The sequence below is a fragment of the Stenotrophomonas sp. C-A genome (assembly GCF_054030835.1).
Window position 1 is genome coordinate 2248118 of sequence record NZ_CM132916.1, and the last position, 12792, is coordinate 2260909.

Sequence of the window (12792 nt, forward strand, 5' to 3'; positions counted from 1 at the left end):
TTGTGCCTCAGTCATTGGCCACCCAGCCCTTGACCACCTGGGCCACGCGCTTGGAGTCGGTCTTCACGGCTTCACGCGCCATCCGCAGTCGTTCCTCATATGAATCCACCGGCAGGGCCAGTGCATCCGGCCCGCCCAGGCTGGCCCGGTCGGCGCCCAGCGCCGGCAGCGGCATGCCATCGTCATCGACCAGCTGCACGTCCGCGGTGTGCGGTTCCAGTGCCTGCTCGTCGTTCTTCCTGTTCTGGCCGGTGATCGCACGCAATGCCGGGCGCAGCACGCCGAACAGCAATGCCAGTACCACCACGGCACCCAGCAGCATGCGGCCGGCATCGTGCACCCACGGCAGCTCCCACCAGGCCGGTCCTTCGACCGGCGTGGTATCGCGCACGAACGGGGCGTTCATCACCGACACGGTATCGCCACGCTCGGCATTGAAACCGACGGCCTGCTTGACCAGTGCCTCGACGCGGGTCAGTTCGGCCGCCGACAGCGGCTGCGGGCTGACCTTGCCGTTGGCACCGGCGCGCGGCACGTTGTCCACCAGTACCGCCACCGAGACGCGCTTGATGCGGCCCGCCGGCTGGCGGGTGTGCTGCAGGGTGCGGTCCAGCTCGTAGTTGCGGGTCGCGTTCTTGCTGCTTTCGGTCGGGGTCTGCGCGGTGGGCGGGGCGGCCTGCTGGCCCGGCGGGCTGTTGCTGGTCGCACCCGGCACGCCCTGCGGGCCCGGGGTGCTGGTGGTGTTCTCGCTCATCTGCTCGCTGCGCAGCTTCTGCGGTTCACCGTTGTAGAGCTCACGGGCTTCCTCGGTTACCGAGAAATCCATGTCCACGCTCACTTCCGGATTGACGCGGCCAGGACCGGTCATCGGCTCCAGCAGCTCGCGGATGCGCTGGTTGAACGAGGTTTCCTGGCGGCGCACCTGCTCGAACTGGGCAGCGTTGACCGCCGCCTCACTGTTCGGGTCACTGACGCTGAGCATGCGCCCGCTCTGGTCGACCACGGTCACCCGTTCCGGGGCGAGATCCGGGATGCTGGCCGCGACCATGTGCACGATGGCGTCCACCTGGCTGCGTTCCAGCTGCTGGCCGCCACGCAGTTCCAGGGTCACCGAGGCGCTGGCCACGTCACGCTGGCGGGTGAAGGCGCTGGGCTTGGGAATGGCCAGGTGCACGCGCGAATCGCGCACCGGGCGCAGCGTGTTGATGGTGCGCGACAGCTCGGTTTCCAGCGCATGCTGGTAGCGCGCGCTTTCGACGAACTGGCTGACGCCGAAGCCGGGGTCGCGCTCCATCAGCTCGAAGCCGAGCTTGCCGCTGTCGGTCAGGCCGGAGCCGGCCAGCTTCAGGCGCGCGTCGTGCAGGTTCTTTTCCGGCACGGTGATGCCGCCGGTGGCCGCGTCGAGCGCGAACGGAATCTGCGCGGCGCGCAGCAGGTCGGTCGCTTCAGCGGTCGCCTTCTGGTCCAGGCCCGTGTACAGCGGGACCATGCCGGGCTTCTGCGACCAGAAGAACACGGACAGGCCTGCCGCCACCGCCACCGCGATCATCGCCATCAGGCCCAGCCGACGGGTGATCTGCAGACTCTGCAGGCGGTCGAACCATTGCCCGGCCTTTTCGGCGTTCAGGCTGTCCTTGGAGAGCGTCAGTGCCATGCGTCTCTATTCCTTACAGCGGCATGTTCATCACGTCCTGGTAAGCCTGGACGAGACGGTTGCGGACTTCCACGGTGGCGCGGAAGGCGATCTGGGACTGCTGCGAGGCGACCATCACCTTGGCCAGGTCGGCGCTGGGGTCGCCCATTTCGAAGGCCTTGGCCAGCGCGCCGGATTTCTGTTGCGCATCGTTGACGCCGGCAATCGCACCACGCAGGGTTTCGGTGAAGCTGGCCGGCTGGGCCTGCGGTGCGTCCAGCACCGTGCCCGGCAGGGCGTTGCTGCGCGGCGTTTCGCCCAGCGGGTTGAGCGCCGGCTGTCCCATCTGGGTCTGATAGGAGCGGATCTGCGAAAGGATCGAAGTGACGGAGTGGGACATCTGCAACGGTTCCAGAAACAGGGATGGGGTTGTCTGCTGGAGCCAGTGCAAGTGCCGTGCCGAAACCGGTTTTCGATTCAGTGAAGTGAGGGTTGGGGGGGCTGGCAGGGCTGCGCCCTGCACCCGCCGAAGCAACGGCAAAGGCCGGAGCAACGGCAGAAGCTGGATTCCTGAGGTTGGCGGGGTGGGTCCGGTGGCGGGGGACGCCGTAAACCCGTCCTTGGGGGCTTGGCCGCGGCATCCATGCCGCGGACACCCCCGCAACCGGACCCACCCCGCCTTCGACAGTTTCCCGCTGCTGTCAGAGCGGCATGAGCTGCTCTTGGTGGGTGTCGACCTTGGTCGACACGCTTGATCCACGGCATGGATAGATAGATGGCGCGTTTCTGGGCTGTGACGCGCCATTTAACCGGCGTCGGTTTTCTGGCCTACGGCTGCGGTGTCCAGCGGGCGGCGTTCTGGCGCTGCAGATGCGCAGGGATCCGACTCCGGGTTCTGGAAGCACGAACGCCCGGGCAAGCCCAGGCGTTCGTGCCCCCTTCATGCGGGTAGCGCGCTTCAGCCGGCCAGTTCGGCCTGCTCGCGCTCGATGCCGTACTTGCGCAGCTTTTCCACCAGGGTGGTGCGGCGCAGGCCGAGCAGCTGGGCGGCGTGGGCGACGACACCTTGGGTGCGTTCCAGTGCTTCGTTGATCAGGCCCAGTTCGATGTTGGCCATGTGGTTGCGCAGGTCCAGGCCGTCGTCGGGCAGTGCGGCAGGAGCCGTTGCGCGGTTGACGGCGATACCGTGTTCCAGTGCCGGTTGGCTGCCGCCGCCCGGGGTATGGAACGAGAAGCTGCGCAGGTCGAGGCGTTCTTCACTGGTGGCCGGCTGCGTCGGCGCCGGTGCGGTCACCGCCGCCAGTGCGGCGTCACCACGGTAGCGGGCCGGCAGATCCTGCACGCGCACCGAACCACCCGGGTGCAGCACGGCCAGGCGCTCGACCAGATTGGTCAGTTCGCGCACGTTGCCCGGCCATTCGTAGCCGGCCAGGGCCTGCAGCGCCTCGGCGGTGAAGCGCACTTCGCCACGGCCGGTACGCGCCAGCTGCGCGGCGATGGTTTCCACCAGTGCCGGCAGGTCCTCGCGACGCTCGCGCAGGGCGGGCACGTCGATCGGGAACACGTTGAGGCGATAGAACAGATCCTCGCGGAACTTGCCTTCGGCGATGCGCGTTTCCAGATCGCGGTGGGTCGCGGCCACGACGCGCACGTTGCAGCGGATGGTCTGGTTGCCGCCGACGCGCTCGAAGCTGCGTTCCTGCAGCACGCGCAGCAGCTTCACCTGCATCGGCAGGCTCATGTCGCCGATTTCGTCGAGCAGCAGGGTGCCGCCCTCGGCCATTTCGAAACGTCCCTTGCGCGCGGTCAGCGCGCCAGTGAAGGCACCCTTTTCGTGGCCGAACAGTTCGCTTTCCAGCAGGTCCGCCGGAATAGCGCCGCAGTTGATCGCCACGAACGGGCCATCACGGCGCGGCGAACGCTGGTGGATCGCACGCGACACGACTTCCTTGCCGGTACCGGATTCGCCCAGCACCAGTACGGTGGTATCGAACGCGGCGACCTGCTCGATCATGGTGCGCAACGCAGTCACCGCCGGGCCGTTGCCGGTCGGGCCTTGCTCCTGCGCGGCGCCGGCCTGGTGCTCGGCGTCCAGGCGCTTGAGGCTGGCGCGTCGCAGCAGAGCTTCCATCTGCGCATGGCGCAGCGGCGTTTCCAGTGGCCAGATGTTGGCTTCGTGCAGGCCGTGCTGGCGGGCAAACGTTACCCCGTCACCATCGGCCAGCAGCACCGGCGGTGGCAGGCTGCTGCCGCCCAGCCAGTTGTAGAGTGCGGTGCTGGCGGCGTTGTCGTCCAGGCTGCCGACGATCACGGCCATCCAGTCGTTCTGGCGCTGGCGACCCAGGTCGAAGTCGGCCGCGTCGGAGACCCAGCGCGGGTTGAAGTCCATGAATTCCAGCAGGGCAACGGTGCGCTCTGCGCGCACGGCGTCGTTGTCCAGCACCAGGATGCGCGATTCGCTCACGATCGATCCTCCCTGAGGCCTTCCAGGATCGGCATGACTTCCTGGATGTAGGACAGCTTGCTGACAAAATTGTCGGCGCCAGCGCGCAGCGCGTGTTCGCGGTGCTCGGCGTCGTCGAAGTGGCTGGCGATCACGATGTACGGTGCATCGTCCTGCGACTTGATCAGGCGGGTGGCCTGCAGGCCACCCATCTCCGGCATGGCCAGATCCATCAATACGACCTGCGGGCGCAGCGTTTCCGAACGCTCGATCGCTTCCAGGCCGTTGCCGGCACTGCCGACGATCTGCAGCCAGTCGATCTTGCGGAAATGGCGCATCGCCGCATTGATGAAGCCCTCGTGGTCATCGACCAACAGGACCGTGAGCTTGTTCATGTCCAACATCCTTTTCAGCCCACCCGGGCCAGCTGCGGTTGCCTGGCGCCAAGCCGGCGCCGTTCACGGGCCGGGGCGATGTCCAGTTGTTCTCGGTATTTTGCGACGGTTCGGCGGGCAATGTTCACCCCCTGGCGCGACAGCAGGCCGGCGATGGCCTCGTCGGCCAGCGGCCGGCCGGCCGGTTCGGCGTCGATCAGGCGGCGGACCATGGCCTTCACGGCCTGGCCGGAGACGCTGGCGCCTTCCAGGCGCACGGCGAAGAAGTGCTTCAGTTCGAAGGTGCCGCGCGGGGTCTGCAGGAACTTGCCGGTGGTGATGCGCGAGACGGTGGACTCGTGCATGCCGATTTCCTCGGCCACTTCCTTCAGGGTCAGCGGCGCCATGGCTTCCTCGCCTCGCACCAGGAACGCGGCCTGGCGCTCGACGATCACCCGCGCGGTGCGCAGCAGGGTGTCGTAGCGCATCGACAGGCCGCGGCTGAACCAGCGCGCTTCCTGCAGCATTTCGCGCAGTGCCGGTGCGGCCTCGCTGGTCTCGGCCAAGGTCTGTTCGTACTGGCTGTTGATCGAGACCCGGCGGCTGGTGGCCGGGTTCAGTGCCACCTTCCACTGGTCGTCGGCGTGCCAGGCGACCACGTCCGGTACCACCACGGCATTGCGTTCGGGCAGCAGGCTGTCACCCGGGCGCGGCTGCAGCGACAGGATCAGGCGCACGGCTTCGCGCATGTCGTCGATCTCGGCGTCGTGCAGGCGGGCGAGGGCCGGGTAGTCGTGTGCGGCCAGTGCTTCGAGTGCGCCGTCGAGAATGCGGGTAGCCAGGTGGCGGGCGGGAACCGCGCCATGCAGGCTGCGCAGCTGCGCCTGCAGGCCTTCGCGCAGGTCCTGCGCAGCCATGCCGGCGGGCTCACCGTGCAGCAGCTGCTGGCGGATGGCTTCGACGCCGTCGGCGGCGATATCGAACTGGGCGCTGGCCAGCAACTGCAGCTGGTCCAGCGGTGCCTGCAGGTAGCCGGCCTCGTCGCAGTGATCGAGCCAGAACGCGGCCACCGCCAGTTCGCGGTCGTCCATGTCCAGCGACAGGCGCTGCAGCACACACAGCTGTGGGTCGGTCGATTCGCCGGCAGCGATGCGCGCCATGCGGTCGTCGTCGCCGTCCTGCCAGCTGGCGCCGGCCACGTCCCACATCGAAGACTCCGGCAGCTCGTCGAAGGCGGCGGTGTCCATCGTGGTGGCGCTGGCCTCGGTGGCATCGGCTGCGGGCGCTTCGGCCTCTTCGATCTCCAGCAGCGGATTGGAGTCCAGCAGGCGCTGGATCTCCTGTTCCAGGTGCAGGCCATCGAGCTGCAGCAGCCGGATCGACTGCAGCAACTGCGGGGTAAGGTGAAGTTGTTGGCCCAGCTGGGTCGAGAGTGCAGCCTTCATCGTGGTTCCCCGGCACCGCTCCCCGGCGCCTTGTGGAACGCATCTTGCTTTTGATCCGGCGGGGGCGGAATCAGGGGGTTCCTGAGGGGCTTCGTGAATGTCCTGACAGGATGTAGGGGCATTCCCTACATTGGCGCGGAATGTTGACGATGATCGCCGCTAAGTGGCTGATTTCCGGTGTGGGTGCCGGGTTGATCGGGCTGCGCCGTGTACGGATTCCTGTCGGGGCGTGTCAGGGTGACGGAAATTCGTCGTCAGTGCGGGCCTGGCACGGGTCAGATCCTCTTCCCCTGGAAAGGGATCCGCCCCCTTCTCAGGGGATCATTCCAGCTCGTGCTGGTGGCGCGCGGCGAGCAGCAGCAGATCGTTGGCGCGGCGGCAGCCGAGCGACTCCATCATGCGTGCGCGGTGGGTCTCCACCGTCTTGACGCTGATGCCGAGGTCGGCGGCGATCTCCTTGTTGCTCTCACCCTTGCCGATGCGGCGCAGGATCTCACGCTGGCGTGGCGACAGCGCGGCGATGCCGGTGGGTTTCTCGCGGCCGAGCATCGGTGCCAGCATCTTGGCGGAGATCTGCGGGCTCAGGAACACCTGGCCGGCGTGCGCGGCACGCAGCGCCAGTTCCAGCTCCTGCGGCGCCGCATCCTTGACCACGAACCCGACCGCACCGCGATCGAGCGCATCGCGCACGTGCGCGGCGTCGTCGTGCATGGTCATCATCACCACCCGCGTGCCGGGAGCGCGCAGGCGGATGTCACTGAGGGCTTCCAGGCCGGTGCGGCCGGGCAGCGACAGATCCATCAGCACCACATCCGGTGCGTGCTGCAGGGCCAGCTGCAGTGCCTGTTCGGCGTTGCTGGCCTCGGCGACGAGCTGCACGTCGGCAAACCCCTGCAGCAGCCGCGCCAGGCCGGCGCGGACGAGGGTGTGATCGTCGACGATGAGAACTCGCACAGGCACGCAACAGATCCGTGTAGGGGAGTCCACCTTAACTTAGCTGAACGGGCGCGCCAAGGCTTGCCCATCCGCCGCCATGGTGGCAGGTTTCAGCGGGCGCGGCGTGCTTCGGCCACCTGGCGGCGATGCAGGCGGAACAGATGCCGCTCCATCGCCATTTCCAGGCCATCGCCGAGGCGCTGGAAACGCAGCCACAGGTAGTGGCCACCGCCGCCGTCGGCCGCTTCGGCGATCACTTCCACGGGCAGGTCGATATGGTCGGGCAGCCAGTCGCTCGGCTGCAGGCGCACCACGCCGGCCTGGCCGGTGCTGGCACCGCTGCGCGGACCCAGCTGCAGGCGGATGCCGCGCCGTGACCAGCGCACCGGGCGCAGGGTCAGTTCCTGGCCCTGCTGGCGTACCAGCCGGCCCAGCAGCACCATCGCCAGGTCCAGCTTGGCTTCCAGTCGTTGCAGTTGCAGGCTGGCTTCGTTGCGGTCGTCATGCTCGTCTGCGCGGCTGTCCTCGACCAGGGCAAGGCTGCGCAGCAGGCCTTCGGCACTACTGGTGCGACCGGCGGCGCTGCCTGCCTGGAACTCGGCCGGCAGGGCCAGCTCGCAGCTGAGCGTTTCGTCGAACAGCTCGCTTTCGGCCGGATGGTGCAGCGACGTGGTCGGCAATTGGGTCATGCCAGCGATTCTGCCTGCAGGTAGGCATGTGCCGCGCGAAGCGAGCGCTGGCCGTCGTTCATCAGCGCGGCGACGGCATCACGGCGCTGGCGCAGCAGGCCAAGCAGGTTCTGCTGGCGTTCGAACACTGCGGTCAGCGGCGCGTGGTCGGCGGCGGTCAGCGGCTGGCTGAGCAGCGCATGCAGCGTGCTGTCGTGGCCGTCGAGCAGGCTGTCGGCCTGGTCAAGGGATTCTTCGCCAAGGGCCTTCTCGAAGGCGTCCAGCTGGGCGTGCAGTTCATGCAGGCTCATGGCGCCACCGCGGGCGGGCGGCGCTGTTCCTGCGGGATCGCATTCCAGGCGCTGTCGATCTCGCCCAGCAGCTGCAGCGATTCATCCAGCGCGGCACGATCGTTGTGCAGGTTGGCCTCGGTCAGGCGCTGCAGCACGTAGTCGTACAGCGCCGACAGATTTCCGGCGATCTCGCCGCCGGCTTCATGATCCAGCGAGCCGTTGAGGTGGCCGACAATCGCACAGACCTCGCCGATCGCCTTGCCCTTGCCGGCCTGGTCGCCGCGCTCAAGGCTGGCCAGCGCGCGCCGTACGCGCTCCAGCGCGCCGGCCAGCAGCATCGCCACCAGCTTGTGCGGATCGGCATCGGCGACCGCACTGGTCACTCCCACCTGGCGGTACTGCTCGGCATACTGACGGCTGGAACCGTACATTCGTGATTCTCCTTGCGCGGGGTGCCGTCGGGCGATCGTGGGGACCGTTGCCGACGGCGCGGCGATGATTGCTGTTGCGTCCGTTATCGGTGCGTTACACGTCAAACTTGAGCGTCGCACGCAGTCCTTTAGCGGTTCAGCTGTGCCAGCTGCTGCTGCAATGCGGTGTTGCTCTGCTGCAGTTTGCCCATCAGGCTGTCCAATGCCAGGAACTGCTTCTTGTAGCGCTCCTCGACGTTCTTCATGCGGACATCCAGGTCCTTGCGTCGCTTGTCGATGTTGTCCAGCGTGGTGTTCAGGCCCTTGGTACGGGCGACGAAGGCGCCTTCCTTGCCCGTGGTCGTACTGACGTAACCGTCGACCATCGTGTAGAGCTTGCCGGCGCCGCCGGTATCACCGGTGATCGCCGAGCGGATCTTCTCCGGCTGGCTGGCAAGCGCCGCTGCGAATTTGGTCGCGTCCAGCACCAGGCTACCGTCGGCATTGGGATAGCCACGGGTCTGCAGGCCGAGCTTCTTCGGATCCAATCCATCCGCGGACAGGTCCTTCAGTACAGCGCCCATCATCGAACGCAGCTGACTGGATGCGCCGCGCATCTGCGCATCGCCCGTCAGCGTCGCCGCTTCCTTGGTCTTGGCGTCGTACTTGGTCTCGGTATTGATGGCGGCGATCGCATCGTTGTAGGCCTTGACGAAGTCCTGCATCACCTTGGTGGCTGCAGTGGTGTCGGTACTGATCACGACCGTGCTCTTGCCCTTGACCTTGAGGTTCAGGGTCAGGCCTGGTACGGCATCGGTCACGGTGTTGCTGTCGCTGATCACCGTGACGCCATCGATGGTCAGCTCGGCATCGGCTGCCGCGGTATTCTCCTGAAGGCTGCCAACCAGTGCGCTCAACTTCGGGTCGCTGCCACCGTATTCGAGCTTGATTGCATTGGCGGCGCCGGTCTTCTCCTGGGCGATCGACAGGTACTGGTTGTCGCCCGAAGCGATCAGGGTCGCCTGCACGCCTTCCTTGCGGCCTGCGGCGTCGATCTTGTTGCGTACGGTGGTCAGCGTATCGCCGGCTTCCACCTCGACCTTCATCGTCTTTGCCTTGTCGCCCACACCAACGGTCAGCGTCAAGGTTCCGGCGCCGAACGTGTCGGTCTTCGGCACCGAGGCGTTGGCAATCAGCTTGTGTGCCGTGGCGAGGGATTTCACCTCCACCTGGTGCGTGCCGTTGGCGGCTGCCGCCTTGGTCAAACCCTGGTCGTACAGTGCCACCGACGCCGACAGCACGTCATCGGCATTGTTGGGACCGGCCTTGCCGGTGGCGGTTACTGTGCGGGTGTCGAAGGCTGTCGTGGCCTTCAGTGCGGTCAAAGCGGTCTTCAGCTTGTCAAAGGCCGAAGTGACGGTGCCGATCGACGACAGCTGCATCTTGGCCTTGGACTGCTGCAGGTTCAGCGCGTTGTCGGCGGGCTTGCGGTCGGCCGCCACCAGCTGGCTGACGATGTCTGAAATGTTCAGGCCCGAGCCGATGCCACCGTATCCAAAGCTTGCCATGTGATTCTCCTGGTATCGGGCCTGGCCGCTAGGTGCTGGCCCGTCGTCAACGAAAATAGCGGCCTGCGCCGCTGGGTCTTGAGGACTTCGTTGATGCATGCGCCGTGCCAATGGTCTGGCGCAGGTTCTGGCACGCGGATTGCAGGAGGGTTGGGGCAGGGTGCGGGGATGTTCACCGCGGGCTGCCGGGGGTCTGCAAAAGACCCTCCCCCAATGCAGGGGAGGGATCAGGCTACTGACAATCGGGGGGAGACGAAGCCGCCCGGTACGTACAGTCAAAGGTACAGCGCTGAAAGAGAGGTCCGCAGGAGCGGGCGATGCCAAGCCGGTTCGGGAGTGATCCCGGGCCGGGCATGGCCCGCGCCTTCGTGCACCGTGACTTCCGGGTTGCTGCTACCGTCGGTTTGACCCGACGGTAGCGGAACCTTCTTGCCGTGGATCAGCGCAGCAGGCTGAGCACGCCCTGCGGCACCTGGTTGGCCTGGGCCAGCATGGCCGTACCGGCCTGCTGCAGGATCTGGGTGCGGGTCAGCTCGGCGGTTTCCTTGGCGAAATCGGTATCCTTGATGCGGCTACGCGAGGCCGACAGGTTTTCCGTCGAGGTCTGCAGGTTGGCCACGACCGAGGTGAAGCGGTTCTGGATCGCACCGAGGTCAGCACGGGTGTTGTTGATCGAACCCAAAGCCTTGTCGACGATTTCCAGCGCCTGCTGAGCACCCGAGACAGTGGAGACGTCTACGTCTGCCAGCTTGCTGGAGGTGATGCCGGTCATCGTTCCGCCATCAGTACCAACCTGAGTCAAGCCAGTTGCACCTTCATTTGCTGCCGTTGCGTAGGTCAAGCTGAAGGTCTGGCCAGCCTTGACCGAGGTCAGGCTGATGGTGGCATCGTCGACGGAGGCCTGCACACCGGTCTCGCCGAACTTGGCATTGATTGCCGCGGCAGTGGACTTGGTGATGGATTCGCCTGCTTTGATGGTGAAGGCGTTCACCACAACGTCCGAAGCCTTGCCGTCGGCGTCGGTCACCTTGATGGTGATCTTGTCGATGTTCATGTCAGCGGCGGCCTTGTCATTGTCGACAGGCGGAGTACCGGCGGTTACATCGAGTTTGGTGCCCTTGTAGACCTTCGCGAAATCAGCGCTTCCCAGTGACTCGGTCTTGGCGTCGACGACTTTGTCGATGGCGATGGCCTGACCAGCATTGGCGCCGACCTGGAACAGCTGGCTGGAGAACGAGCCGTCCAGCAGCTTGGTACCATTGAACTCGGATTGCTTGGCGACGCGGTCGATCTCCGACTTCAGCTGGGTCACTTCGGCCTGAAGTGCCTTGCGATCGCTGGCCGAGTTGGTGGCGTTGGACGACTGAACCGACAGCTCACGGATGCGCTGCAGGTTATTGCCGATCTCGGTCAGCGAGCCCTCGGCGACCTGGGCCAGCGAAATGCCGTCGTTGGCATTGCGGATGGCGACGTCGGTGCCACGGATCTGGGTGCCGAAGCGCTCCGAGATCGCCAGGCCTGCGGCGTCGTCCTTGGCGCTGTTGATGCGCGAACCGGAGGACAGGCGCTGGATGGTGGTGGCCAGCGAGCTGCCGCTGGTGCTCAGGTTGCGCTGAGCGTTCAACGACATCGTGTTGGTGTTGATGACTTGTGCCATGGTGCTTTCCTTTGGCGAAGGTGATGCGTGGTTCAGTATCCGGGCACCGGATCAACCGGTGCCCGGAAGAGGATCAGGTTGCGGTTCAGCGCAGCAGGCTGAGCACTCCCTGCGGCACCTGGTTGGCCTGGGCCAGCATGGCCGTACCGGCCTGCTGCAGGATCTGGGTGCGGGTCAGCTCGGCGGTTTCCTTGGCGAAATCGGTATCCTTGATGCGGCTACGCGAAGCCGACAGGTTCTCCGTCGAGGTCTGCAGGTTGGCGACGACCGAGGTGAAGCGGTTCTGAATCGCGCCCAGGTCAGCGCGGGTGCTGTTGATCGAGCCCAGTGCTTCGTCAACCAGAGACAGTGCCTTCTGCGCACCAGTGGTGGTGCTGACATCCAGATCGATGGCGTGCTCGTTGGCGGTGGCAACCGTACCGGTTGCCATGGCAGCAGTAGGGGTCGGCCAAGTGCCGTCGGCGGCCTTCACCGACGTGGTTAGCGCCACGGTGCCAGCGACGGTTGCGTCGACGCCGGTGGCGAGATCGCCGCCATTCTTGACCTGGGTGAGCTTCACTGTGGCACCGTCATCGCTGACTTCGGCCAGGATGCCTGTCTCGCCCAGCTTGGCGTTGATGGCCGTTGCAGCCGCCTTGTTCTGTTCTGCAACGCTGGCGCCCTTGGCGACTTCGATGCTGTCCAGCTTGATGGCGCTGACGGTACCATCGGCACCCTTCACGGAAATGGTGCCGCCAATGCGGGTGGCTTCAGCCGTGGCTCCGCCAGGCGGAGTGAGGCTGGCACTCTTGAAGCTCGAGCCGCCCAGCTTGGCAACGGTTGCGTCGACGGTCTTGTCGATGGCGATCGCCTGACCGGCATTGGCGCCAACCTGGAACAGCTGGCTGGAGAACGAGCCGTCCAGCAGCTTGGTGCCGTTGAACTCGGACTGCTTGGCAACGCGGTCGATTTCCGACTTCAGCTGGGTCACTTCGGCCTGCAATGCCTTGCGATCGCTGCTCGAATTGGTGGCGTTGGAGGCCTGCACAGCCAGCTCGCGGATACGCTGCAGGTTGTTGCCGATCTCGGTCAGCGAACCTTCGGCGACCTGGGCCAGCGAAATGCCGTCGTTGGCATTGCGGATGGCGACGTCGGTACCGCGGATCTGGGTGCCGAAGCGCTCGGAGATCGCCAGGCCAGCGGCGTCGTCCTTGGCGCTGTTGATGCGCGAACCGGAGGACAGGCGCTGGATGGTGGTGGCCAGCGAGCTGCCGCTGGTGCTCAGGTTACGCTGAGCATTCAACGACATCGTGTTGGTGTTGATGACTTGTGCCATGAGGAGAGGTCCTTGAGCGGTTGCACGTGAGTTGGGTTAGACGCCCCCGA

Annotated in this window: 12 protein-coding genes; all 12 read right to left on the reverse strand. The window is 65.9% G+C overall.

Annotation, left to right across the window (positions count from 1 at the left end; translation table 11 throughout):
* Positions 1-7 precede the first annotated feature (7 nt).
* The 12 genes from fliF to ACW5IY_RS10680 all read right to left on the reverse strand — a co-directional run bounded on the left by fliF (position 8) and on the right by ACW5IY_RS10680 (position 12742).
* On the reverse strand, positions 8-1654 hold the full coding sequence (gene fliF / locus ACW5IY_RS10625; RefSeq protein ID WP_049434688.1) for a flagellar basal-body MS-ring/collar protein FliF: 1647 nt from the start codon (positions 1652-1654) through the stop codon (positions 8-10).
* Positions 1655-1667: 13 nt separating this feature from the next.
* Positions 1668-2033, reverse strand: a complete 366-nt coding sequence (gene fliE / locus ACW5IY_RS10630) for a flagellar hook-basal body complex protein FliE (protein ID WP_005409552.1) — start codon at positions 2031-2033, stop codon at positions 1668-1670.
* A 558-nt stretch (positions 2034-2591) separates the two neighbouring features.
* Positions 2592-4097 carry a sigma-54 dependent transcriptional regulator gene (locus tag ACW5IY_RS10635; RefSeq protein WP_049436357.1) on the reverse strand — a complete coding sequence of 502 codons (1506 nt, stop codon included), beginning with the start codon at positions 4095-4097 and terminating at the stop codon, positions 2592-2594.
* Positions 4094-4471: a response regulator gene (locus ACW5IY_RS10640; RefSeq protein ID WP_010485922.1), complete on the reverse strand. Its 378-nt coding sequence runs from the start codon at positions 4469-4471 to the stop codon at positions 4094-4096. Before ACW5IY_RS10640 ends, ACW5IY_RS10635 begins: the two co-directional genes overlap by 4 nt.
* Positions 4472-4485: 14 nt before the next feature.
* On the reverse strand, positions 4486-5895 hold the full coding sequence (rpoN, locus tag ACW5IY_RS10645; protein ID WP_049436358.1) for an RNA polymerase factor sigma-54: 1410 nt from the start codon (positions 5893-5895) through the stop codon (positions 4486-4488).
* A 321-nt stretch (positions 5896-6216) separates the two neighbouring features.
* Positions 6217-6849, reverse strand: a complete 633-nt coding sequence (locus tag ACW5IY_RS10650; RefSeq protein ID WP_005413261.1) for a response regulator — start codon at positions 6847-6849, stop codon at positions 6217-6219.
* Between the two features lie 92 nt (positions 6850-6941).
* Positions 6942-7520, reverse strand: coding sequence for a PilZ domain-containing protein (locus ACW5IY_RS10655; RefSeq protein WP_049436359.1), 579 nt, complete (start codon positions 7518-7520; stop codon positions 6942-6944).
* Complete coding sequence (locus tag ACW5IY_RS10660) at positions 7517-7810, reverse strand: hypothetical protein (RefSeq protein WP_049436360.1); 294 nt, start codon at positions 7808-7810, stop codon at positions 7517-7519. Before ACW5IY_RS10660 ends, ACW5IY_RS10655 begins: the two co-directional genes overlap by 4 nt.
* Positions 7807-8223 (reverse strand): flagellar export chaperone FliS, encoded by a 417-nt coding sequence (gene fliS / locus ACW5IY_RS10665; RefSeq protein WP_049436361.1) that lies wholly within the window; start codon positions 8221-8223, stop codon positions 7807-7809. The genes ACW5IY_RS10660 and fliS overlap by 4 nt, the downstream gene beginning before the upstream one ends.
* Positions 8224-8351: 128 nt before the next feature.
* A complete protein-coding gene (gene fliD / locus ACW5IY_RS10670; RefSeq protein WP_010485908.1) occupies positions 8352-9770 on the reverse strand; it encodes a flagellar filament capping protein FliD in 1419 nt (472 codons plus the stop codon).
* Between the two features lie 439 nt (positions 9771-10209).
* Positions 10210-11427 (reverse strand): flagellin, encoded by a 1218-nt coding sequence (locus tag ACW5IY_RS10675; protein ID WP_049436362.1) that lies wholly within the window; start codon positions 11425-11427, stop codon positions 10210-10212.
* 85 nt (positions 11428-11512) lie between these two features.
* A complete protein-coding gene (locus tag ACW5IY_RS10680; protein WP_049436363.1) occupies positions 11513-12742 on the reverse strand; it encodes a flagellin in 1230 nt (409 codons plus the stop codon).
* Positions 12743-12792: the final 50 nt, after the last annotated feature.

What these genes read in the sequence shown, in the direction of transcription:
- fliF (WP_049434688.1), bottom strand. Translation starts at nt 1,654, where the DNA reads ATGGCACTGACGCTCTCCAAGGACAGCCTGAACGCCGAAAAGGCCGGG.
- fliD (WP_010485908.1), bottom strand. Translation starts at nt 9,770, where the DNA reads ATGGCAAGCTTTGGATACGGTGGCATCGGCTCGGGCCTGAACATTTCA.
- fliE (WP_005409552.1), bottom strand. Translation starts at nt 2,033, where the DNA reads ATGTCCCACTCCGTCACTTCGATCCTTTCGCAGATCCGCTCCTATCAG.
- ACW5IY_RS10640 (WP_010485922.1), bottom strand. Translation starts at nt 4,471, where the DNA reads ATGAACAAGCTCACGGTCCTGTTGGTCGATGACCACGAGGGCTTCATC.
- ACW5IY_RS10675 (WP_049436362.1), bottom strand. Translation starts at nt 11,427, where the DNA reads ATGGCACAAGTCATCAACACCAACACGATGTCGTTGAACGCTCAGCGC.
- ACW5IY_RS10680 (WP_049436363.1), bottom strand. Translation starts at nt 12,742, where the DNA reads ATGGCACAAGTCATCAACACCAACACGATGTCGTTGAATGCTCAGCGT.
- fliS (WP_049436361.1), bottom strand. Translation starts at nt 8,223, where the DNA reads ATGTACGGTTCCAGCCGTCAGTATGCCGAGCAGTACCGCCAGGTGGGA.
- ACW5IY_RS10655 (WP_049436359.1), bottom strand. Translation starts at nt 7,520, where the DNA reads ATGACCCAATTGCCGACCACGTCGCTGCACCATCCGGCCGAAAGCGAG.
- rpoN (WP_049436358.1), bottom strand. Translation starts at nt 5,895, where the DNA reads ATGAAGGCTGCACTCTCGACCCAGCTGGGCCAACAACTTCACCTTACC.
- ACW5IY_RS10660 (WP_049436360.1), bottom strand. Translation starts at nt 7,810, where the DNA reads ATGAGCCTGCATGAACTGCACGCCCAGCTGGACGCCTTCGAGAAGGCC.